This is a genomic window from Streptomyces sp. CC224B (genome assembly GCF_030010595.1).
GTDB lineage: Bacteria > Actinomycetota > Actinomycetes > Streptomycetales > Streptomycetaceae > Streptomyces > Streptomyces longispororuber.
This window is the reverse complement of the sequence record NZ_JASCXL010000052.1, coordinates 25,398-47,756: the sequence shown is the minus strand read 5'-3', so window position 1 is coordinate 47,756 and position 22,359 is coordinate 25,398. Positions and strand designations below refer to the sequence as shown.

General features: G+C 72.9%; 16 protein-coding genes and 2 tRNA genes. 9 read left to right on the top strand and 9 right to left on the bottom strand.

Annotation, left to right across the window (positions count from 1 at the left end):
* Window positions 1-76: 76 nt before the first annotated feature.
* On the bottom strand, window positions 77-1,327 hold the full coding sequence (locus QK440_RS21315) for a histidine kinase (protein WP_282794760.1): 1,251 nt from the start codon (window positions 1,325-1,327) through the stop codon (window positions 77-79).
* A gap of 870 nt (window positions 1,328-2,197) precedes the next feature.
* Between QK440_RS21315 and QK440_RS21310 the strand changes: the two genes are divergently transcribed.
* From QK440_RS21310 to QK440_RS21290, 5 genes are all read left to right on the top strand, one after another.
* Complete coding sequence (locus QK440_RS21310) at window positions 2,198-2,818, top strand: hypothetical protein (RefSeq protein ID WP_282794759.1); 621 nt, start codon at window positions 2,198-2,200, stop codon at window positions 2,816-2,818.
* A 9-nt stretch (window positions 2,819-2,827) separates the two neighbouring features.
* Complete coding sequence (locus tag QK440_RS21305; protein WP_282794758.1) at window positions 2,828-4,042, top strand: PAS domain-containing sensor histidine kinase; 1,215 nt, start codon at window positions 2,828-2,830, stop codon at window positions 4,040-4,042.
* Window positions 4,039-4,716: a response regulator transcription factor gene (locus tag QK440_RS21300; RefSeq protein ID WP_282794757.1), complete on the top strand. Its 678-nt coding sequence runs from the start codon at window positions 4,039-4,041 to the stop codon at window positions 4,714-4,716. The genes QK440_RS21305 and QK440_RS21300 overlap by 4 nt, the downstream gene beginning before the upstream one ends.
* A 421-nt stretch (window positions 4,717-5,137) precedes the next feature.
* Window positions 5,138-6,286 (top strand): UDP-N-acetylglucosamine 2-epimerase (non-hydrolyzing), encoded by a 1,149-nt coding sequence (gene wecB / locus QK440_RS21295; protein WP_282794756.1) that lies wholly within the window; start codon window positions 5,138-5,140, stop codon window positions 6,284-6,286.
* Window positions 6,287-6,344: 58 nt separating this feature from the next.
* Window positions 6,345-7,697 carry a glycosyltransferase gene (locus QK440_RS21290; RefSeq protein WP_282794755.1) on the top strand — a complete coding sequence of 451 codons (1,353 nt, stop codon included), beginning with the start codon at window positions 6,345-6,347 and terminating at the stop codon, window positions 7,695-7,697.
* Between the two features lie 90 nt (window positions 7,698-7,787).
* Here QK440_RS21290 and QK440_RS21285 read toward each other — a convergent pair whose 3' ends face one another.
* Window positions 7,788-10,412, bottom strand: coding sequence for a valine--tRNA ligase (locus QK440_RS21285; protein ID WP_282794754.1), 2,625 nt, complete (start codon window positions 10,410-10,412; stop codon window positions 7,788-7,790).
* Between the two features lie 165 nt (window positions 10,413-10,577).
* Between QK440_RS21285 and QK440_RS21280 the strand changes: the two genes are divergently transcribed.
* Window positions 10,578-11,531 (top strand): hypothetical protein, encoded by a 954-nt coding sequence (locus QK440_RS21280; RefSeq protein ID WP_282794753.1) that lies wholly within the window; start codon window positions 10,578-10,580, stop codon window positions 11,529-11,531.
* A gap of 53 nt (window positions 11,532-11,584) precedes the next feature.
* On the top strand, window positions 11,585-12,580 hold the full coding sequence (locus QK440_RS21275) for a hypothetical protein (protein ID WP_282794752.1): 996 nt from the start codon (window positions 11,585-11,587) through the stop codon (window positions 12,578-12,580).
* A gap of 92 nt (window positions 12,581-12,672) precedes the next feature.
* On the opposite strand, the gene clpX is transcribed toward QK440_RS21275, so the two are convergent.
* The 5 genes from clpX to QK440_RS21250 form a co-directional block, all read right to left on the bottom strand.
* On the bottom strand, window positions 12,673-13,959 hold the full coding sequence (clpX, locus tag QK440_RS21270; RefSeq protein WP_282794751.1) for an ATP-dependent Clp protease ATP-binding subunit ClpX: 1,287 nt from the start codon (window positions 13,957-13,959) through the stop codon (window positions 12,673-12,675).
* 250 nt (window positions 13,960-14,209) lie between these two features.
* The gene (locus tag QK440_RS21265; RefSeq protein ID WP_282794750.1) at window positions 14,210-14,881 is read right to left on the bottom strand and encodes an ATP-dependent Clp protease proteolytic subunit; all 672 of its coding nucleotides are present in this window, start codon (window positions 14,879-14,881) and stop codon (window positions 14,210-14,212) included.
* Between the two features lie 109 nt (window positions 14,882-14,990).
* Window positions 14,991-15,596, bottom strand: coding sequence for an ATP-dependent Clp protease proteolytic subunit (locus tag QK440_RS21260; RefSeq protein WP_190138233.1), 606 nt, complete (start codon window positions 15,594-15,596; stop codon window positions 14,991-14,993).
* Between the two features lie 349 nt (window positions 15,597-15,945).
* Window positions 15,946-17,358 carry a trigger factor gene (gene tig, locus QK440_RS21255; protein ID WP_282794749.1) on the bottom strand — a complete coding sequence of 471 codons (1,413 nt, stop codon included), beginning with the start codon at window positions 17,356-17,358 and terminating at the stop codon, window positions 15,946-15,948.
* A gap of 185 nt (window positions 17,359-17,543) precedes the next feature.
* Window positions 17,544-17,620, bottom strand: a tRNA-Pro gene (locus QK440_RS21250).
* A 149-nt stretch (window positions 17,621-17,769) separates the two neighbouring features.
* Between QK440_RS21250 and QK440_RS21245 the strand changes: the two genes are divergently transcribed.
* Window positions 17,770-17,840 (top strand) — tRNA-Gly (locus QK440_RS21245).
* A gap of 80 nt (window positions 17,841-17,920) precedes the next feature.
* On the opposite strand, the gene QK440_RS21240 is transcribed toward QK440_RS21245, so the two are convergent.
* Together QK440_RS21240 and QK440_RS21235 are read right to left on the bottom strand one after the other, a co-directional pair.
* The gene (locus tag QK440_RS21240; protein WP_282794748.1) at window positions 17,921-20,038 is read right to left on the bottom strand and encodes a serine/threonine-protein kinase; all 2,118 of its coding nucleotides are present in this window, start codon (window positions 20,036-20,038) and stop codon (window positions 17,921-17,923) included.
* Between the two features lie 68 nt (window positions 20,039-20,106).
* Window positions 20,107-20,301: a hypothetical protein gene (locus QK440_RS21235; protein WP_190139341.1), complete on the bottom strand. Its 195-nt coding sequence runs from the start codon at window positions 20,299-20,301 to the stop codon at window positions 20,107-20,109.
* A 732-nt stretch (window positions 20,302-21,033) separates the two neighbouring features.
* Here QK440_RS21235 and QK440_RS21230 point away from each other — a divergent pair.
* Window positions 21,034-22,266 carry an acyltransferase family protein gene (locus QK440_RS21230; RefSeq protein WP_282794747.1) on the top strand — a complete coding sequence of 411 codons (1,233 nt, stop codon included), beginning with the start codon at window positions 21,034-21,036 and terminating at the stop codon, window positions 22,264-22,266.
* The last annotated feature ends 93 nt before the right edge of the window (window positions 22,267-22,359 follow it).

The following is a 22,359-nucleotide window of genomic DNA, read 5'->3' as shown; positions in this document are numbered from 1 at the left end:
ACGCCCCGGCCTCCCTCCACCGGCCGTCCCGCGGCCCCGGCGACCAGGTCGCCCCCCCCGACCCGGCCCCCGTGTCTCAGGGCTGCTCGGCCGCCGGCAGGTCGGCTGTTACCTCGTAGTGGCCTGCTCGCGGGCCGGCGGAGAACGTGCCGCCGAGTGTCCACACCCGCTCCCCCATCCCCGCGGTGCCGGTCCCCGCGGACACGGGTGGCGGGGTGGCTGCGGGGTGGTCGGCGGTCTCCCCGGTGGCGGCGGGCCGTCGCTCCCCCACTGTGCCACCGGGCCGCTGCTCCTCCGGGTCTCCCGGCGTCCCGGCGGGCAGCGCGTTGCGGACGCTCACCCGGAGGCGGCCCTCGCGGACCGTCACCCGTACCTCCACCACCGCCCCGGGCGCGTGCTTCGCCGCGTTCGTGAGGCACTCCTGGACCACCCGGTGCACCGCCGCCTGCCGCAGTGGCGAGAGCCGGTACGCGGCGGCGTCGACGGCGAGGTCGACCGGGCTGCCCGCGCGGCGGCTGCTCTCGGCCAGGTCGGGGAGGGCCTCCAGGCCGGGGGTGGGGCGGCCCGCCACGTCGCGCTGGATGATGATCTCGTTCAGCAGCCGGTGCGCGGAGCGCGCCGTCTCCGACAGCTCCTCGAAACCCTCCTCGTGCGGGCTGCCCGCCGCGCGCCGCGCCAGCACCTGCGAGCGGACACTGAGCAGCGTCAGCTCGCGGCCGACGAAGTCGTGCACGTCGCGCGCGATGCGGTCCCGCTCCCGCTGCACCGCGTGCAGCGTCTCCGTCTCGGCCCGCTGGGCCTGGAGCGCCCGGACGAGGTCCTGCCGGTTGGCGGCCACGCCCACCCCCGCCGCGAGCGCCCCGATCGGCACGACCAGGCTGAGGAACTCGGCGAGCGTGTCCCCCCTGTGCACCGGCCAGCCCGGCAGGTTGAACATCACGTACGCGAAGGAGATGTAGCCGATCACGCCTGTCGCGGCGGCGACCCGGCCCCGGTAGCGCGCCAGCGAGTACAGGGCGAACTGCGCCAGCGTCAGCTCGTGCAGCCACCCGAGCAGCATCAGTGCGACCAGGTACGGCACCCAGGGCACGAGCCGCCGGAGCAGCAGTGTCGCCGCGCCCGCCGTGAGGACCAGCGCGGCCGTGACCCCGCTCAGCGAGTTGTCGGCGGCGGCCAGGCCCGGCACGTCCAGGGCCATCAGCGCGAGGCAGGCCAGGGCGGTGAGGACGTCCAGGGCGCGGGGTTCGCGCGTGCAACGCCGAGCGAGGCGGCGGCCCGCGGCCACCGCCTGGCTGAGCGCCGTGACAGCGGCGGGCCGGTCGTACATAACCCCTCCATCATCACCGGGATCGCGCACCGGCCGCACCAGCGTTGCGGCCCGTGCGGTCGTGGCCGTCGTCACGGCCGCACCGGCCGTGACGAGGCCACGACCTCGACGCCCACCCGCGTAGCCCGGACACCCGCCCGCGTAAGCCCCCGGGCACCCGCCCGCGTGAGCCGGACACCCACCTGCGTGAGCCCCGACGCCCGCCCGCGTGAGCCGGACATCCGCCCCCGGGGCCGGGACGAGACCGCGGACGGCCGCGTCATGGCCCGGCGCCCGCGCAAGCACACGCGCCGCCGCACAAGCGCCCCCCTCCGATCCCGGAGACCGCCCCGCTGCGCCTCCCACCCGGCCGGGGCGAACGCCTCCACCGACCTCGTACGGAGCGCCTCCACAGCCTCGACGCCCGCCCGCACAAGCCCCCAGGGCGAGACCTGGACGACGACGCCACACCCCCCGCGCCCACGCCCCGCCGCCACAGGGCCCCTCGTCCGACCCGGCCTGGGGGGAGCACCCCGCCCCTCCGCACCACCGCCCTTGGCGCCCCATCCCGCCCGCACAGGCCCCCGAGGCGGAACCCGGACGACCGCGTTACAGCCCCGGCGCCCAGGCACGCGCACACGCACCACCGCACGACCCCCCTCGCCCGGTCCGGGGGAACACCCCACCCCCCGGGGAACACCCCGCCCCAGCCGAACACCCCACCCCCCGGGGAACACCCCGCCCCAGCCGAACACCCCCGCCCACCTCGTACACCAGCACGGGCGCGCCCCCGCCCCCCACGCTCCCGCTCCGCCCCCTCCCGTACGACAACAGGTGTACTCACCGGCGCGGCTGCCCCGCGTTCGGGCGAGCCGGCGTTCCAATCGGACCATGTGGTATGCCCAAGATCCGGGTCGTCGGACCCGTCAGTTCCTCGGGGACGCGGCCGCCCTGGCGTGGACCGCGCTGTGGACCGTCGCCGCCGTCGTCGGCTACCGGCTGGCCGTGCTGCTCAGCCGGCCCGGTCCCGACACGGGCGTCGCCTCCTCTCGGTCTCCCGCCGCCCGGCTGCCCGTCGTGGGGGACGACGTCGGGGCCGCGCTGCGTTCGGTGGTCGGCTTCGTCGACGCCATCGACCCGGTGACGCTGCGCGCCACGTTCGCCGTGGCCGCCGCCGTCCTGTTCCTGCTGCCCATCGTGCCCGTCCTGGCCGCCTGGCTGCCGCGCCGGCTGCGCTGGGTGCGCCAGGCGGCCGCCGCCAGCGAGCTCGCGGGGTCCGCCAACGGGCGCGAGCTGCTCGCCCTGCGCGCCCTGCTGCGCCCCCTCGACGAGGTGGCCGCGACCGCCGCCGCCCTGCCGGACGCCACCCCCGGCAGCCTCGCCGAGGGCTGGCGCAACGCCGACCCGCGCACGCTCGACGCCCTCGCCGACGCCGAACTGGAGCGGCTCGGCCTGGACCCCGCGCCCGGCGCGGAACCGCTCGGGCCGCTCGTCACCGAGTTCGCCGGCTGAGCCCGCCGCGTGGCAACCGAGCCGCCGAGCCTGCACGCCCCCTGCTGCGAGGCCGTCCTGCGCGCCGTGCCGCTGGGCGCGCTGCTCGTCGGGGACGACGGGCGGATCGTCGCGGCCAACCCGCAGTTCGTGGAGGTGTTCGGGCTGCGCGGCGTGGACACCTCGACGGGCGCGGACGCCGAGGCCGTCGCCGACGCCGTGGCCCGGCTGCTGCCGGACGGCCTGCCGTCGGTCCGGGGGGCGCGCAGCGAGTTCGTCCGCAGGGCCGAGATCCGGCTGCGCGACGGCCGGACGCTGCGCCGCAGCCGGCAGCCCATCGACGCGGACGGGCGGCGCCTCGGCGTCCTGTGGCTCGTCGAGGACGTCACCGAGCAGCGCCGGTACGAGGCCGAGCTGCACCGGCACATCGACCGGCTCGGGGAACTGGCCCGGGAGCGGGCCGAGTTCGCCGCCCGCACCTCGCACGAGCTGCGCACCCCGCTGGCCACCGTGCTCACCTTCTGCGAACTGCTCGCCGACCCCGCGCTCGGCGCCCTGGGCGAACCGCGCGGCGAGTACCTCGAGACCGTCCGGCGCGCGGCGACCCGGATGCGGGACATGGCCGACGGGCTCCTGCACCGGTACACGCAGGCCGCCGGCGGCGCCCCGCCCTCCTTCGCGCCGCTCGACCCGGTCCTCCTGCTGGCCCGCCTGGTGCACGACGTCACGCCGTGGGCCACCCGCGACGGCGTCTTCGTCACCCTCGACGTGCCCGGCGGCGAGCGGCCGCCGCTGCTCGCCGACGCCGACGCGCTGGAGCGGGCGCTGACCGCGCTGCTCGACAACGCGGTGAAGTTCACCCCCGCGGGCGGCACCGTCGCCGTCACCGCCCGGCCGTGCCCGCGCCCCGGTGACGGCGAGGCGCGGCCGCCCGCGCCGCCCGGCTGGCTGATCGCCGTCACCGACAGCGGCATCGGCATCCCGAAGGAGTTCCAGGACGAGGTCTTCACCGAGTTCGTCCGCGCGCCGAACGCCCGCCGCGGCCCCTACCCCGGCACCGGCCTCGGCCTGAGCGTCGTCCGTGACGCCGTACGGCTGCACTCCGGCACGGTCGCCGTCCACGGCGACGAGGGGCACGGGACCGGCGTCGAGGTGTGGCTGCCGCTGGGCGGGCCGCCCGGGGCCGGGCGCGGCGGGTCGCCCGGGGCCGGGCGCGGCGGGCCGTCCGGGGCCGGGCCGGCGTGACCCGGCTGCTGCTCGTCGAGGACGACCCCGACCTCGGGCTCGCGCTGCGGGTCCTGTTCACCCGCGCCGGGTACGAGGTGGTCACCGCCGCCGACGGGCAGGCCGCGCTCAAGCTGCTCTTCGCCCGGCGGCCCGCCCTCATGGTCCTCGACCTGGTGCTGCCCGGCCTGGACGGCTGGGAGGTCCTCGACCGCACCCGCGACCTGACCGACCTGCCCGTCCTCATCCTCTCCGGCCGCACCAGCCCCGCCGAACGCGTCCGCGGGCTGCGCTCGGGCGCCGACGACTACCTGTGCAAGCCCTTCGACCACCTGGAGCTCCTCGCCCGCGTCGAGGCGCTGCTGCGGCGCTCCACCCCGGAGCAGTGGCGCGGCGACTACGTCGAGGCCGGGCTGCGGCTCGTGCCCGAGCGGCGGTCGGCCGTCTGGCAGGGCCACGAGACGCGGCTCAGCGCGATCGAGTACCGGCTCCTGGAGGTGCTCGTCCGCAACCGGGGGCGGGTCGTCACCACCGAGCAGCTCCTCGACCTCGTCTGGGACGAGCCCGCGGGGGCGGGGCGGGAGCGGGTGAAGTTCGCTGTGCTGCGGCTGCGGCGGAAGCTGGCCGTGGGCCAGGGCGGTGATCCCCTGGAGTCGGTGCGGGGGCTCGGGTACCGCTACCGCGGCGAGGCCTGAGGCCGCCGGGCCCTGCCGGGGGCTCCCCATGCCCGCCCCTTTCCCGAAACCAAGGGGCTCCGCCCCCTGGGCCCCCGCATCGCGCTGGCGCGCTCGTCCTCAAACGCCGGACGGGCTGAAATTTTCCGCGTCTCGCCGTCGTCAGGGAATCAGCCCGTCCGGCGTTTGAGGACGAGGCCGAAGGCCGATCGAGCGGGGTCCAGGGGCGGCAGCCCCTGGTTACGGGAAGGGGCGGGCATGGGGAGCCCCCGGCAGGGACCAAAGTCCCGTCGGGCCAGGTCGTACGGGCCAGGGCCTAGGCCCTGAACAGCCGCGGCGGCGGGCGCCGCAACCGAGGCGCAACCGAAGGCGAGCCACCCCCGCAACCCAGGCCCCGCACGCTCCTGTGTACCGCCAGCCCCACCCCCTGCCAGGAGCCCCGTTGCACGCCCCCCTCCCGCCCCGCTCCGTCGCGATCGTCATCGGCACCCGCCCCGAGCTGGTGAAGGTCGCCCACCTGGTCCGCATCCTCGGCCCCGCCGCGCACCTGGTGCACACCGGCCAGCACTACGACGCCGCGCTCTTCGGCCGGTTCCTCACCGAGCTGGGCCTGCCCGAGCCGACCCTGCTGGACGGGGTCGGCGGCAAGCCCCGCGCCGTGCAGGTCTCCGCCGCGCTGGCCCAGCTCGACGCCCTGTTCGCCGAGCGGCCGCCGCTGGCCGTGGTGGTGCAGGGCGACACGAACGCCGCCCTGGCGGGGGCACTCGCCGCGAACGCCCGCTCGATCCCGCTCGTCCACGTCGAGGCCGGGCTGCGCAGCCACGACCGGGCCATGCCCGAGGAGCACAACCGGATCGTCATCGACCAGCTCGCCGACGTGCTGTGCGCGGCCACCGCCGACAACCGCGACCTGCTGCGCGCCGAAGCCGTCCCCGCCGGGCGGATCACCGTCACCGGCAACACCGTCGTCGAGGCCGTCCACGAGCACCTGCCCGCGGCCGCCGAGCGGGCCGCGCTGCTCGCCGCGTACGGCGTCACCGCCGACCGCTACGTCCTCGCGACCGCGCACCGGCCCGAGAACACCGACGACCCCGCCGCGCTCGCCGCCATCCTGCGCGAGCTCGCCTCCCTCGCGGCCGAGCTGCCGGTCCTGTTCACCGTGCACCCGCGCACCCGCGCCCGGATCGAGGCGGCCGGGCTCACGCACCTGCTCGCCCCGCTCACCGAGCTCGCGCCGCTCGGCTACGGCGAGTTCCTGGCCCTCGCCCGGCACGCGGCCGTCATCGTCTCCGACTCCGGCGGCGTCCAGGAGGAGACCACCGTCCTCGGCCGGCCCCTCGTCGTCGTCCGCCGGTCCACGGAGCGGCCCGAGGCCATGGCCGCCGGGTTCGCCGAGCTGGTCACCCCGGGGCGGGAGATCGGCCGGGCCGTGCGGCGCCGGCTCGCGGCGGGCCCGGCCGGGCTCCGGCGCCTCGCCGAGCAGCCGTCCCCGTTCGGCGACGGGCTCGCCTCGCAGCGCATCGCCGTCCTCCTCGCGGCGGTGGCCGCGGGCCGCGCCGGCCACGAACCGGACCTCAACCTCGCGGCGTAACCCCGCCCTCCCCCACCGCCCGGCCCTCCGCCGCGAGACCCGCACAAGGACCGCCCCCATGCTCACCCCGTACGCCTTCCTCTACGCCCTCCCCTTCTTCCTCCTCGCCTGCTTCCTGCTGTACTGGGCCGGCGCCCGCCACGCCTACACGCGCCGCCCGGAGGCCGCCCCGGCCGATCCCACCGCGTTCACCTGGCACTTCTTCGTACCGTGCCGCGACGAGGAGACCGTCATCGGTACGACGGTCGCCCAGTTGCGGGCCGACTTCCCCGCCGGGCACGTGTGGGTCGTCGACGACGACAGCGACGACGCGACGGCCGCCGTCGTCACCGCGCTCGCCGCGGACGACCCGCACGTGCACCTGGTGTCGCGGCGCCGTCCCGACGCCCGCGTCGGCAAGGGCGCGGCGCTCAACTCCGCGTACGCCGCCCTGAACGCGTTCCTGCCCGAGGACACCGACCGGGACCGGGCCGTCGTGTGCGTCGTGGACGCCGACGGGCGGCTCGCGCCGGACGCCCTCGCCCGGGTCAGCGGTCCCGCCGGGTTCGGCGACCCCGACGTGGGCGGCGTACAGGTGAGCGTACGGATGCGGAACGTCGACGAGGAGCGGCCGCCGCTGCCCGAGCGCGGGCGCCTCGCCAACGCCGCGGCCCGGCTGCTCGTGCGCATGCAGGACATGGAGTTCGCGGTGTCCAACGCGGGCATGCAGCTCCTGCGCGGCCGCACCGGCTCGGTGGGCCTGGGCGGCAACGGCCAGTTCACGCGGCTCACCGCGCTCGACCACATCGCGGCCGCCGAGCGCCGGCCCTGGCAGCGCGACGCGCTCCTGGAGGACTACGAGCTGGGCCTGCACATGATCCTCGGCGGCTACCGGATCGCGCACATCGCCGACACGTACGTCTCGCAGGAGGGCCTGCCGCGGCTGCGCCGCTTCCTCACCCAGCGCACCCGCTGGGCCCAGGGCAACCTCCAGTGCGTGCGGTACGCGCCGCGCATCGTCGCCTCCCGGCACTACTCGGGCCGCGGCGTCCTGGAGACCCTGTACACGTTCATGCAACCCCTCGCGCACGTCGCGACGCTGGTGCTGAGCGTGCTGCTGCTGGGCGCGGTCGTGCTCGGCGGCTCGATGCGCGACGCGTTCCTCGGCGCGTGGCCGCTGATCCTCGCCCTGTGCGCGCTGTCGGTCCTGCCGTTCGTGGCCTGGGGCCCGCTCTACCGCCGCGACGTCGCGCCCGGCCGCTCCCGGCTCACCGGGCTGCTGTGGGGGCTCGCGCTGTGGCTGTACGCGTACCACGTGTTCGTCGTGTCGGCGCGCGGCTTCCTGCGGCTGCTGCGCGGCCGCAACGGCTGGGCGAAGACGCGGCGCAACGCGGAGGCGGTGGGGACGGGGCCGGTCGCCACGGAGGCCTGACCGGCCGGGAAGTACGCGCGGGGGTACGACGAAGGCGCCCGGAACTGCGTGGAGTTCCGGGCGCCTTCGCGTGCCTGCGGACGGACCGCCCTACGCCGCCGGGAGGTTGTCGAGCTGCGCCTGGAGGCGGGCGATGTCCTCGTCGGCCTTGGCGAGGCGGCCGCGGATCTTGTCGACCACGTGGTCCGGAGCCTTGGCGAGGAACGCCTCGTTGCCGAGCTTGGCCGTGGCCTGGCTCTTCTCCTTCTCCGCGGCGGCCAGGTCCTTGGCCAGCCGCTTGCGCTCCGCCGCCACGTCGATCGTGCCCGACAGGTCGAGCGCGACCGTGGCGCCCGCGACCGGCAGCGTCGCCGTGGCCGCGAAGGCCTCGCCCTCCGGCTGCAGGCGTAGGAGCTGGCGGACGGCGGCCTCGTGCGGGGCGAACGGCGTGCCGTCCAGGGTGAGGCGGGCCGGGACCTTCTGGCCGGGCTGGAGGCCCTGGTCGGCGCGGAACCGGCGGACCTCGGTGACCAGGTCCTGGACGGAGGCGATCTCCTGCTCGGCGCCCGCGTCCCGGAAGCCGGAATCGGCCGGCCAGTCGGCGATCACGACGGACTCGCCGCCGGTCAGCGTGGTCCACAGGGTCTCCGTGACGAACGGCACGACCGGGTGGAGGAGGCGCAGCGTGACGTCGAGGACCTCGCCGAGGACGCGCTTGCTGACCTCGGCGGCCGGGCCACCCGCCAGGAACGTGGTCTTGGACAGCTCCACGTACCAGTCGAAGACCTCGTCCCAGGCGAAGTGGAACAGCGCGTCGGAGAGCTTCGCGAACTGGAAGTCCTCGTAGTACGCGTCGACTTCGGCGACCACGGTGTTCAGGCGGGAGAGGATCCAGCGGTCGGTCGCCGACATGGCGGCGGCGTCCGGCAGCGGGCCCTCGACCGTGGCGCCGTTCATCAGCGCGAAGCGGGTGGCGTTCCAGATCTTGTTGGCGAAGTTCCGCGAGCCCTGGACCCAGTCCTCGCCGATCGGCACGTCGACGCCGGGGTTGGCGCCGCGCGCGAGCGTGAAGCGCAGGGCGTCGGAGCCGTACTTGTCCATCCAGTCCAGCGGGTTGACCGCGTTGCCGAAGGACTTCGACATCTTCTTGCCGAACTGGTCGCGGACCATGCCGTGCAGGGCGATGGTGTGGAACGGCGGGGTGCCGTCCATCGCGTACAGGCCGAACATCATCATCCGGGCGACCCAGAAGAAGAGGATGTCGTAGCCGGTGACCAGGACGGAGTTCGGGTAGAACTTCGCGAGGCTCTCGGTCCGCTCGGGCCAGCCGAGCGTGGAGAACGGCCACAGGCCGGAGGAGAACCAGGTGTCGAGGACGTCGGTGTCCTGCGTCCAGCCCTCGCCCGTGGGCGGCTCCTCGTCGGGGCCGACGCAGACGACCTCGCCGTTCGGGCCGTACCAGACCGGGATGCGGTGGCCCCACCAGAGCTGGCGCGAGATGCACCAGTCGTGGAGGTTGTCGACCCAGTCGAAGTAGCGCTTCTCCATCTCCTGCGGGTGGATCTTCACGCGGCCGTCGCGGACCGCGTCACCGGCGGCCTTGGCGAGCGGGCCGACCTTGACCCACCACTGCATGGACAGGCGCGGCTCGATGGTGGTCTTGCAGCGCGAGCAGTGGCCGACGGAGTGCGTGTACGGGCGCTTCTCGGCGACGACACGGCCGTCGGCGCGCAGCGCGGCGACGATGGCCGAGCGGGCCTCCAGGCGGTCCAGGCCCTGGAAGGGGCCGGGCACCGTGATGACCGCGTGCTCGTCCATGACCGCGATGTTCGGCAGGTCGTGGCGCTGGCCGATCTCGAAGTCGTTGGGGTCGTGCGCCGGGGTCACCTTCACGGCGCCGGTGCCGAACTCGGGGTCGACGTGGGCGTCGGCGACGACCGGGATGGAGCGGTCGGTGAGCGGCAGCCTGATGAGCTTGCCGACGAGGTGCCGGTAGCGCTCGTCCTCGGGGTGCACGGCCACGGCGGTGTCGCCGAGCATGGTCTCGGCGCGGGTGGTGGCGACGACGAGGGTCTCGTCACCCTCGCCGTACTTGATCGACACCAGCTCGCCGTCGTCGTCCTGGTACTCCACCTCGATGTCCGAGATGGCGGTGAGGCAGCGGGGGCACCAGTTGATGATGCGCTCGGCGCGGTAGATCAGCTCGTCGTCGTAGAGCTTCTTGAAGATGGTCTGGACGGCCTGGGAGAGGCCCTCGTCCATGGTGAAGCGCTCGCGGGACCAGGCCACGCCGTCGCCGAGGCGGCGCATCTGGCCGGAGATCTGCCCGCCGGACTCGCCCTTCCACTGCCACACGCGCTCGACGAAGGCCTCGCGACCGAGGTCGTGGCGGGACTTGCCCTCCTTGGCCAGCTCGCGCTCGACGACGTTCTGCGTGGCGATGCCCGCGTGGTCCATGCCGGGCTGCCACAGGGTCTCGTAGCCCTGCATGCGCTTGCGGCGGGTGAGGGCGTCGATGAGCGTGTGCTCGAAGGCGTGGCCCAGGTGCAGGCTGCCGGTGACGTTCGGCGGCGGGATGACGACGGTGAAGGGCTCCTTGTCGCTCTTCGCGTCCGCGTCGAAGTAACCCCGCTCCACCCAGCGCTCGTACAGCGGCCCCTCTACCTCGGCCGGCGCGTACTGCGTCGGGAGTTCGGGGGTGGTCGCTGGGGGCTGCTGCTGAGTGTTCTCGGTCACGGGCCCAGTTTAGGGGTGTCACAGAGTGGTCCCGAAACCGGAATCTTGAGTAACGGTTGCCTCCCCGGGGCCCACGGCGCTCCCGGCGTCGGTCAGGATGTCGGGAACACCTAAACGTGCGGGAGAACGTAGGCGCGCACACGCGTTCGAGGGGGAGCTTCAGTCATGAGCCACAACCAGCCGGGCCCGTACGGCCAGCAGCCCGACCCGTACGGCGGCGGGCAGCCGCAGCAGCCGGGCCCCTACGGCCAGCCGCCCCAGCAGCCCCCGTACGGCCAGCCCGCGCAACCCCCGTACGGCCAGCCGCCGCAGGCCCCGCCTCCCGGCTACGGCTACCCCCAGCAGCCCCCGCAGGGCGTCCCGCCGCAGCAGCCGCCGTACGGCCAGCCGCAGGCGCCGTACGGCCAGCAGGCCCCCTACGGGCAGGTTCCGCCGCCCCCGCCGCCGAGCGGAGGCGGCGGCAAGAGGACCGGCCTGGTGATCGGCGCCGTGGTGGCCGTGGCCGCGGTCGGCGCGGGCGCGTTCTTCCTGTTCGGCGGCGACGACGGCGGCTCCGGCTCGGTCACGGACGACGGCCCGCACAAGCTGGTGTCCCCGGAGTCGGTCGGCGAGTACCGCAAGAACGACTCGTCCTCCTCCGGCGGCGGACCGCTGGGCGACGCCGACAAGGAGGACGCGGCCGCGATCGGGATCAAGAACGCCGAGCAGGAGAAGGCGGAGTACAAGACCGGCACCGGGCCCGCGGTGAAGGGCCTGAGCGTCGTCGGCATGTGGGGCGAGATCAGCGACCCGGAGAAGACCGTCGACAAGGCGTTCGACAAGATGCACGAGGAGACGCGGAAGGACGGCGGCGACGAAGAGGCCACCTGGCAGGGCAGCCCCGAGTCGGTGTCCCCCAGCGGCCTCGACAACGCGCTGATGAAGTGCCAGAGCGTCAAGATCTCCGAGGACGGCAAGAGCCTGGAGATCCCGGTCTGCGCCTGGGCCGACCACAGCACCTTCGGCATGGCGACCGCCGCGGACGCCGCCGCGTTCATCTCCGGCGGCAAGGGCAAGTCCGCGGACGAGGTCGCGGAGCTCGCGGCCGAGTACCGCGATGCGGCCCGTGTGAAGAAGTGACGCGCGTGACGCGTACGAGCAAGCAGTAGCAGTAACGGAGGGAACCCCCACTCATGAGCTACAACCAGCCGGGCCCGTACGGCGGCCAGCAGCCGCAGCAGCCCGGCCCGTACGGCGGCGGCCAGCCCGGCCCCTACGGCCAGCAGCCCCCACAGCAGCCCGGCTACGGCTACCCCCAGCAGGCCCCGCAGCAGCCGGGCTACGGCTACCCGCAGCAGCCCCCGCAGGGCGTCCCGCCGCAGCAGCCGCCCTACGGCCAGCCGGGGGCCCCGTACGGCCAGCCGCAGCCGCCGTACGGCCAGCAGGCCCCCTACGGGCAGGTCCCGCCCCCGCCGAGCGGAGGCGGCGGGGGCAAGAAGACGGGCGCGATCATCGGCGCGGTGGCCGTGGTCGCCGCGATCGGCGTCGGCGCGTACTTCGTCCTCGGCGGCAGCGACGGAGGCGGCTCCGGCACGGTCAAGGACGACGGCCCGCACAAGCTGACGACGCCGGAAACCGTCCTCGACGGCGCGTACAAGCTGAAGCCCAACAGCGCCAAGAACGACAACATGTCTCCTGACAAGGCCAAGGAGGCCGAGGAGCACGGCGTCAAGAATGCCAAGAACGTCGAGGCCCAGTACGAGTCCGGCAGCGACGACAACCCGCTGGGGCAGAAGCTCTTCCAGTTCAACGGCCTCTACGGCGAGATCGAGGACCCGGAGGCGGTCGTCGACAAGATGTTCGGCTCGGTCGAGGAGAAGGCCGCGAAGGACAACGGGAGCGCCAAGGTCACTCTGGTCGGCAGCCCCAAGACGTTCAAGCCGTCCGGGCTCGACGGCGCCCTGATGAAGTGCCAGGAGATGAAGTACAGCTTCGGCGGCGCGGCGACGACCGGCGCCAAGGTCCCCAAGGAAATGTCGATGGCGACCTGCATCTGGGGCGACAAGAGCACCATCGGCGTCGGCATCACGGCGGACATGGCCAACGTCATGGGCGGCAAGTCCGCCGACCTCGAAGAGGGCGCGGAGAAGACGGCCAAGTTCCGCAAGGAGGTCCGCGTCAAGATCTGACCCCCCAGGGGTCGGTCACCGCGGCACCGACGAGGGCGCCGGGCGAGTCGTCTCGCCCGGCGCCCTCGGCCGTTCAGGTACCGCCGCGTGGTCTACGCGGACTTCTGCTCCCCGGCGCCCGGCCCGCGCACCTCGCGGGGCACCAGTGTCGGGTTCACGTTCGAGTGGACGACGTCCGCCGTGATGACGACGCGGGCCACGTCCTTGCGGGACGGCACCTCGTACATCACCGACTGGAGGACCTCCTCCATGATGGCGCGCAGGCCGCGCGCGCCGGTCTGGCGCAGGATGGCCTGGTCCGCGATGGCCTCCAGGGCGCCGCGCTCGAAGTCCAGCTCCACACCGTCGAGTTCGAACAGGCGCTGGTACTGCTTCACCAGGGCGTTGCGCGGCTCGACGAGGATCTGGAGCAGCGCCTCGCGGTCGAGGTTGTGGACCGAGGTGATGACGGGCAGGCGGCCGATGAACTCCGGGATCATCCCGAACTTCACCAGGTCCTCCGGCATGATGTCCTCGAACTGGTCCTTCTCCTCCAGCTCCCGCTTGGAGCGGATCGTGGCGCCGAAGCCGATGCCCTTGGCGCCCGCCCGGGCCTCGATGATCTTCTCCAGGCCGGCGAAGGCGCCGCCCACGATGAACAGGACGTTCGTCGTGTCGATCTGGATGAACTCCTGGTGCGGGTGCTTGCGGCCGCCCTGCGGCGGGACCGAGGCCGTGGTGCCCTCCAGGATCTTCAGCAGGGCCTGCTGGACGCCCTCGCCCGACACGTCGCGCGTGATCGACGGGTTCTCGCTCTTCCGGGCGACCTTGTCGATCTCGTCGATGTAGATGATGCCCGTCTCGGCCTTCTTGACGTCGTAGTCGGCGGCCTGGATGAGCTTGAGGAGGATGTTCTCCACGTCCTCGCCGACATAGCCCGCCTCCGTGAGGGCCGTCGCGTCCGCGATGGCGAAGGGGACGTTCAGCATGCGGGCGAGCGTCTGGGCGAGCAGCGTCTTGCCGGAGCCGGTGGGGCCGAGCAGCAGGATGTTGGACTTCGCCAGCTCGATGGCGTCCTCACGGGCTCCCGCGCCGCCGTTCTCCCCGGCCTGGACGCGCTTGTAGTGGTTGTAGACGGCGACGGAGAGGGCCTTCTTGGCGGGCTCCTGGCCGACTACGTACCCCTCGAGGAACTCGTAGATCTCGCGGGGCTTGGGTAGTTCCTCCCAGCGGACCTCGCTCGTCTCGGCGAGCTCCTCCTCGATGATCTCGTTACAGAGATCGATGCACTCATCGCAGATGTACACGCCGGGGCCTGCGATGAGCTTCTTGACCTGCTTCTGGCTCTTGCCACAGAACGAGCACTTGAGCAGATCGCCGCCGTCACCGATGCGTGCCACGGTGTGCTTCCCCTTCGCCTGGGAGACGCCGATGGTCCAGCGGCTCCTGGTGCCTTGTATCCGACGGTACCTTGCCTGGCCCCCCGTTCGGGCCCCCCTTGGCGCGGTTCGCTGTGACGCGGAACGACGAACGAACGACGAACGAGCTACGAAGAACCACGAAACGGCGCAGATCGCCACGGACCGGAGCGGGCCGCGCGGACCGTGCCAAGGGGCGGGCAGATGGTGCTGCGGTGTGACCGGACGAGTATCAGGCGACCGCGGAGTTGTTCATCTTGCGGGTGGAGATGATCTGGTCCACCAGACCGTACGCCAGCGCGTCCTCGGCGGTGAGGATCTTGTCGCGCTCGATGTCCTCGCGGATCTTCTCGATCGGCGTGGTGGAGTGCTTGGCCAGCATCTCCTCCAGCTGGGAGCGCATGCGCAGGATCTCGTTGGCCGCGATCTCCAGGTCGGAGAGCTGCTCGCGGCCGGTGCCGCCGGACGGCTGGTGGATCAGCACGCGGGCGTTGGGCAGGGCCATGCGCTTGCCGGGGGTGCCCGCGGCGAGCAGCACGGCGGCCGCGGAGGACGCCTGGCCCATGCAGACCGTCTGGATGTCGGGCTTCACGAACTGCATCGTGTCGTAGATGGCCGTGAGGGCCGTGAACGAGCCGCCCGGGCTGTTGATGTAGACCGAGATGTCGCGGTCGGGGTCCATCGACTCCAGGCACAGGAGCTGCGCCATGACGTCGTTGGCGGAGGCGTCGTCGATCTGGACGCCGAGGAAGATCACGCGCTCCTCGAAGAGCTTCGCGTACGGGTCGTACTCGCGCACGCCCTGCGAGGTGCGCTCGACGAAGCGCGGGATCACGTAACGGTTGTCCACCTGGGGGCCGGTGTGCAGGCCCGCGGCCTGGCCGCTGGCGGGGAAGCTGTTCATCTGAGGTGTTCCGTCCTGGTGATGAGCGTGGGCTTGATCGGCTGGGGCGGTCCCTGGTGGCGGGCGCGGCCCCGGTCGAGGGCCTCCACGGGCCCTCTGGGACGCCTTCTCAGGCCCCCGTGCCGCCGCCGCCCGGAACACCGGAAGCGGCGCTGATGATCTCGTCGATGAGGCCGTACTCCTTGGCCTCCTCGGTGGTGAACCAGCGGTCGCGGTCGCCGTCGCGGATGATCGTCTCGACCGTCTGGCCGGAGTGGCGGGCGGTGATCTCGGCCATGCGCCGCTTGGTCCGCAGCAGGTACTCGGCCTGGATCTTGACGTCCGAGGCCGTACCGCCGATACCGGCGGAGCCCTGGTGCATCAGGATGTCCGTGTGCGGCAGGGCGAAGCGCTTGCCGGCGGTGCCGCCGGTCAGCAGGAACTGGCCCATGGAGGCGGCCATGCCCATGCCGATGGTGACCACGTCGTTCGGGATGTACTGCATGGTGTCGTAGATCGCCATGCCGGCGGTCACCGAGCCGCCGGGGCTGTTGATGTAGAGGTAGATGTCCTTCGTCGGGTCGGCCGCGAGGAGGAGCATCTGCGCCGTGATCTTGTTCGCGATGTCGTCGTCGACCTGCTGGCCGAGGAAGACGATGCGCTCGCCGAGCAGCCGGTTGTACACATGGTCGCCGAGGCCACCACCGATGGACGGCTCACCGGCTGCTTTGGGCATCAGATTCGTCACGTATCCACCTGCTCGTCTCTGACGGCACCGGCCGTCTCAGCATCTTCGTTCTGAGGGCAACGACTCCACTGCCCCCGTACTCATGGACCCTAACGCGCGGCCCCCGCCGGGGAATCCCGCAAGGCCAACTGTTCGCTGTGAGCGCAGGTAGCGCCCCCGACGGGGGCGCGGGGCCCGGCAGACGCGTCTGCCCGATGCCGCGCCGTGGGCGGCCGCGGAGACGCCGTGGCTAGTCGCGCAGTTCCCCGCGCCCCTGACGGGGCTCAGGACGCCGGAACAGAGCGCTGGGCCCCCGGGACGTGTGTCCCGGGGGCCCAGCGCTTACAGCAGTGGAGGATCAGGCGTCCGACTTGCCCTCGTCCGCCTTGTCGGCGGCCTCGGCGGAGGCGGCCTCGCCCTGCTCACCCTCGGCGGAGTCGGCGGCCTCGGCGGCCTCGTCCTCGTCGTCGAGGTCGATGACCTCGCCGTTGGTGTCCTTGACCGTGGCGGCCTCGACGACCACCGCGAGCGCCTTGCCGCGGGCGACCTCGCCGACGAGCATCGGCACCTGGCCGCCCTCGACGACGGCCTGGGCGAACTGGTCGGGGCTCATGCCGGAGGACTGCGCGCGCCGCATGAGGTGCTCGGTGAGCTCCTCCTGGTTGACGTTCAGCTTCTCCTTGTTGACCAGCTCGTCGAGGACGAACTGGGTCTTGATGCCCTTGACCGCCTGCTCGCGGGTCTCGGCGTCGAACTCCTCCTCGGTCTTGCCCTGGATCTCCAGGTACTTCGCGAGGTCGAGGCCCATCTGGCCGAGCTGGTGGTGCTCCAGGTTGTGCTTGCGGGTGCGGATCTCGTCCTCGAGCAGCTTCTCGGGGACCGGCACCTCGACGAGCTCCAGGAGCTTCTCCAGGACGCGCTCCTGGGCCTGGGTGGCCTGGTCGAACTGGCGGGCCGACTCCAGGCGCTTGCGGCTGTCGGCCTTCAGCTCGTCCAGGGTGTCGAACTCGGAGGCGAGCTGCGCGAAGTCGTCGTCCAGCTCCGGCAGTTCACGCTTGGCGACCTGGGTGACCTTGACGGTGACCTCGGCCTCCTTGCCCGCGGCGGAGCCGCCCTTGAGCTCGGAGGTGAAGGTGGCCTCGCCACCGGCCTCCAGGCCCTTCACGGCGTCGTCGATGCCGTCGAGCAGCTCGCCGGAGCCGATGGTGTACGAGACGCCGCTGGCGACGCCGTCGGCGAGGACCTCGCCGTCGACCTTGGCCTCCAGGTCGACGGTCACGACGTCGCCGTCCTCGGCGGCGCGCTCGACCGGCGAGGTGGACGCGAAGCGGTTGCGCAGGTCCTCCACGGCCTTGTCGACGTCCTCGTCGGACACCTCGACGGCGTCGACCTCGACCTCGATGCCGGAGTAGTCCGGGATCTCGATGGCCGGGCGGACGTCGACCTCGGCGGTGAAGTTGAGGGTCTCGTTGTCCTTGAGCTCGGTGATGTCGACCTCGGGCTGGCCGAGGACGTTCAGCTCGGCCTCGTTGACCGCCTCCGTGTAGAACTTCGGAAGGGCGTCGTTGACGGCCTCCTCCAGCACGGCGCCGCGGCCGAACCGCTGGTCGATGACGCGCGCCGGCACCTTGCCCTTGCGGAAGCCCTTCACCGTGACCTGCTGGTTGATCTTCTTGTACGCCGCGTCGAGGCTGTCCTTGAGCTCCTCGAAGGGCACCTCGACAGTGAGCCGAACCCGAGTCGGGTTCAGGGTCTCCACGGCGCTCTTCACGGTTCGGTCTCCTTGGTGGGCTGACTGCTTGGATTCTGCCCGGTCGAGAGACACACGGGCACACAGCTTGCATAGTAACGGCACGCGGGAGCCGAGCCACAATGCGATCTTCGAAGACGGACCGCGGGGCGTGCGAGAGGGGTTCCCCGGCCGGGGAACCGGCCGCCGGACCGGAGAGATCCCGCTGGTCGGGGTGGCGGGATTTGAACCCACGGCCTTCCGCTCCCAAAGCGGACGCGCTACCAAGCTGCGCCACACCCCGTCGGTGCGAGACGTAGGGTACATGCCCGCAGGGCGCCCGGCCCCCGCATTAACGGGGCGGGCGGAGGGGGTGTGCGGGCGGGCGCGCGGACCCGCTACGATGCTTGCCGTGCCGCGCACGCTGACCTGCGGGTCGCCGCGTGAGCCGCTGCGGGCGTAGCTCAATGGTAGAGCCCTAGTCTTCCAAACTAGCTACGCGGGTTCGATTCCCGTCGCCCGCTCCGTGGCCTCCGGCCCGGTACGTGGAGCCCGTCTCCGCGTACCGGGCCGGAGGCTTTTCCGCGTCCCGGTACCGACCGGCTCACGGGTGGCGTACGTCGACGCTGTAGACCGCGCGGACGCCGTACGGGACGTAGAGGGCGTCGCCCGCGAGCGTCAGCGCGGCGCCGGTCTCGGAGGCGACCGAGGGCGTCTCGCCGTAGCTGTCGGGGGCGGCGCGGGTCCAGTCCACCGCGCCCGTGCCGCGGTCCAGGGCGGCGAGCCGGCCGCTCGGGGAGGCGACGTAGACGTGGGACGCGGAGGCGAGCGGCGGGCCCGGGGACTCCACGGTGGAGTTCACGTCCCAGGTCAGGCGGCCGGTGCGGGGGTCGACGGCACGGACGACGCCGTTGGTGTGGGTGAAGTAGAGGGTGCCCCGGCTGAGCGTGACCCTCGCCTCGCTCCGCTGCGGGTGTTCGAAGGGGACGGCCCGCGCGCGGCGGGTGACCGGGTCGAGGGCGACGATCCGGTGGTGGGACTGTTCCTCCCGGGTGGTGTCGGCGAACAGCAGGTGTCCGCCGCTGACGCCCAGGAGGTCCGGTCCCGCCCGCAGGGTCGCCGTCCAGCCCGGCCGGCCGGAGGTCAGGTCGAGGCGGCTGACGCGGACGCGCCCGTCTCCGGCCGGACAGATCACGTACCCCTGTCCGGCGGCGGCGCGGACCCGGCAGTCCGCGACGGGGAACCGGTGCCGCCAGCGGGCGTCGCCGTCGGCCGCGCCCAGCAGCGCGTACGCGTCGCCGTCGGCGCCGACGGCGGCGAGGACACCGGCGGACGTCAGGACGGCGCCGCCGCTCTCCGCGTCGGGGGACGGGGCGGACGCGTGCTCGCCGCGCTGGGCGGGGACGGCCCACAGCGCGCGGCCGGTGCGGGCGTCCAGGGCCTCGATCGCGTAGTTCTCGATCCGGGTGTCGCCCCGCTCGGTCTGGTCGTTGCGGTAGACGAAGGCGCGGCCGCCGGACACCCCGATGACGTGTCCCTCCACGTTGCCCCAGTCGTCGGCCGCGGTGAGGTCCTCGTCCACCGGCCTGCTCCACCGGAACGCGCCCGTGGCCAGCGAGAACCGCGCGGCCTTGACGTCGTCGCCCGCGCAGAGGAGGCCGCCCGCGGCGACGGCGCAGCGGGTGAACAGGCCGCCGGCCTCGCCCCTGTCGTCCATGTCCCTGGACTGCCAGGCCCGCCATCCCGCGGGCAGGTCGCCGGGCGGGGAGCCGTCGGACGCGGGCAGGGGGGCGAGCACCGCCGCCGCGGCGAGGACCACCGCGGCGGCCGTCCCGGCGAGCGCGAAGCGCCGGCGGCGCGGCCGGGCGGCGGGCGGGGGCCCGGCGTCGGCGGGCCGGGCGGGGGGCGGCAGGGGCTCGCCGCGCAGCAGCGCCAGGAGGGCGTCAGGGGTGGGGCGGTCCTCGGGGCGCTTGGCGAGGCACCGGGCGACGAAGGGGCGCAGCGCGTCCGGCACGCCGGTGAGGTCGGGGTCCTCCTTCACGACGCGCGTGGCCGTCTCGTACGGGGAGGCGTCGTCGAAGGGGCCGCGGCCGGTGGCCGCGTGGACCAGGACCGAGCCGAGGGAGAAGACGTCGGAGGCGGGGCCCACGTCGCGCGGGGCGGTGAGCTGCTCGGGCGACATGTAGGGCGGGGTGCCCATGACGCGGCCGGTCTGGGTGAGGGGGTCGCCGACCGGGGTTTCGGCGGCGCGGGACACGCCGAAGTCGATGACGCGGGGGCCGTCCTCGGCCAGCATCACGTTGGCCGGTTTCAGGTCGCGGTGGACCACGCCGGCGCGGTGGATGTCGCGCAGGGCCTCGGCGAGGCCCGCGGCGAGTTCCGGGAGCCGGTCCGCGGGCAGCGGGCCGTGGCGGCGTACGTACGCGCCCAGGTCCTCGCCCGGGATGTACAGCGTGGCCATCCACGGGCTCGGGGCGTCGGCGTCGGCGTCCACGACGGGGGCCGTGAACGCGCCGCTCACCTGCCGGGCGGCCGCCACCTCGCGGCGGAATCGGGTGCGGAATTCCGGGTCGTCGGCATACTGCGGGTGCACGACCTTGACCGCGAGGCGCCGCCCGGACGGGGAGCGCGCGAGATACACGACACCCATCCCTCCCGAACCGAGGCGGTCCTCGACGGGATAGCCGCCCACCACCTCCGGATCGGTTTCCCGCAACGGCACCGCGCCCCCGCCTCCCACCGCTGCCGTGACGGGCGGCCGGACGCCCGATCACCGCTGGTACGTCCGGATCAGAACTGTATGTCGCCGATGGTCTCCGCCAAGGAGTTGAGGAGCTCCTGGATGTCGTCGGCCATTCCCGTCGAAGCGAGGGTGAAGCCGAATGTCGCGGCGACGATGGCGGGCCAGACCTTGATGTTCCCCTGACGCACCATCATGACAAGGACGATCGCCAACAGCAGTACCACTGACAGCGAAATGGCCACACTGATCACACCCTAGGTCGGTCGCTCTCCCGCCCGGGGGGTACGGCCCCGCACTCCCCCGCCAGGAACCATCGTGCCACCAACAGGGCCGCGCTATGCGGCCGGTGACACATCGTCGGCCATGGCTTGACCAGTGACGCACCCGTCCCGGACGCGCCGGGAGGCGTCCGGCGCGGGCGCCGCGGGACCGCCGCGGACATCCGCACGACAATTCGACGGTTCCCCTCGCGGGCGAATTCGACGTGATCGTTTCCATGGCCAGACATCGTTCCCTCACCTTTGCATCGCGTTATCCGCACAAGCGGTTCACAGGAATTCGCGGGGACGCGGAGAACACATCGGCCGGAAGGTTCATAACCACCAGGCACCGATCAAGCGGACATTTCACCGGAGTCGCCCCCGGGCGTTATGCACGATTTAAGCGGTACGAGCTATGACGTTTCGGACAGTTATCCGGCCGGTCGACGGGGTAGACGCGGCGCGAATACGGGAATCCGGCGCACCGACAGGCCGGTGGCACGCGAGAAACAGCCGTACTCACCGGATGCGTTGCCGGGACCCGCCCCGACGTAATGTCGTGCCGCGCCGCGCTATTGAGAGGACGAATGAGACCAGCGTTTTACGGGAAGACCGGCCCGACGCTAGGGTGCCCCAGATGTCCCACGCTGCCATGACCCCCGCAGGCGCCGTGCGGTCCCGGACCGTCTCACCGAGTTCAGGGTGGGAGGGCCTGTGACGCACTCCGTGCAACCGCACGGCCGGCACCGGGCGCCACTGCCCCCCGGCCAGGAAGCACCCGCCACGCCACCCGGCCCGCGCCTGCCCCACTCCCCCCGACACGCGGTACCCCCGCCCGCCCCCCACGCCCCGCACCCGGTCGCTCCCGCCGGACGCCCCAACTCCGGCCCCGCGAGCCGCCCCGGCAACCAGCGCGACGCGTTCTTCGACAACGCCAAGTACCTGGCGATCGTGCTCGTCGCCCTGGGGCACGCCTGGGAGCCGCTGACCGATCACAGCCGCACCGCCGAAGCGCTGTACATGACCGTGTACACGTTCCACATGCCGGCCTTCATCCTCATCTCCGGCTATTTCTCCCGCAGTTTCGACATGCGGCCCGACCGGCTCAAGCGCCTGGTGACCGGCGTCGCCGTGCCGTACATCGTCTTCGAGGTCGCCTACACCTTCTTCAAGCGCTGGGCGGACGACGACCCGTCGCACCCGATCAGCCTGCTCGACCCCTGGTACCTGACCTGGTTCCTGATCGCCCTGTTCGTGTGGCGGGTGACGGTGCCGCTGTGGAAGACCGTCCGCCGGCCCGTGCCGCTCGCGCTGTGCGTGGCCGTGCTGGCCGTCACCTCCCCCGACATCGGTGACGACCTGGACCTCCAACGGGTCCTGCAGTTCCTGCCGTTCTTCGTCCTCGGCCTGTTCCTCAAGCCCGAGCACTTCCAGCTCGTACGGCGGCGCGAGGTGCGCCTCCTCGCGGTGCCGGTGTTCGCCTGCGCGGTCGCGCTCGCGTACTGGGCGGCGCCGCGGATGACGTCCGTCTGGTTCTACCGGCGCGAGAGCGCCCAGGAGCTGGGTGTGCCCTGGTGGATCGGCGTCGTGATGACGCTGGCGCTCTTCGGCTGCTCGGTGCTGCTCACCGCGTGCTTCTTCGCGTGGGTGCCGCGGCGCACGACGTGGTTCACCGTCCTTGGCGCGGGGACCCTGTACGGGTACCTGCTGCACGGGTTCCTCGCGAAGGGGTCCCGGTTCTGGGGCTGGTTCGACGACTACGCGTGGCTGCACCGGCCCGTGGGCGAGGTGTTCGTGTCCCTGGTGGCGGCGGTGGTGGTCACGGTGCTGTGTACGCCGCCGGTGCGGCGGGTGTTCCGGTTCGCCATGGAGCCTCGGATGGAGTGGGCTTTCCGGCGAGACGCGGCGGAGCTCGCCCGCGAGCGGGCGGGTGCGCCCGGGCGGTAGGGCCGCCCTGGGGCCAGGCCCCCTTCCGGACAGCCCCAGGCGCACACCTCGGCACCTGGGGCTGTGTCCACCCCTGCCGTTTCGCCCTGCCGT

Coding starts and splice junctions, on each gene's coding strand:
- QK440_RS21315 (WP_282794760.1), bottom strand. CDS start 1,327: ATGTACGACCGGCCCGCCGCTGTCACGGCGCTCAGCCAGGCGGTGGCC.
- QK440_RS21310 (WP_282794759.1), top strand. CDS start 2,198: ATGTGGTATGCCCAAGATCCGGGTCGTCGGACCCGTCAGTTCCTCGGG.
- QK440_RS21290 (WP_282794755.1), top strand. CDS start 6,345: ATGCTCACCCCGTACGCCTTCCTCTACGCCCTCCCCTTCTTCCTCCTC.
- QK440_RS21280 (WP_282794753.1), top strand. CDS start 10,578: ATGAGCCACAACCAGCCGGGCCCGTACGGCCAGCAGCCCGACCCGTAC.
- QK440_RS21275 (WP_282794752.1), top strand. CDS start 11,585: ATGAGCTACAACCAGCCGGGCCCGTACGGCGGCCAGCAGCCGCAGCAG.
- QK440_RS21265 (WP_282794750.1), bottom strand. CDS start 14,881: ATGAACAGCTTCCCCGCCAGCGGCCAGGCCGCGGGCCTGCACACCGGC.
- QK440_RS21260 (WP_190138233.1), bottom strand. CDS start 15,596: ATGCCCAAAGCAGCCGGTGAGCCGTCCATCGGTGGTGGCCTCGGCGAC.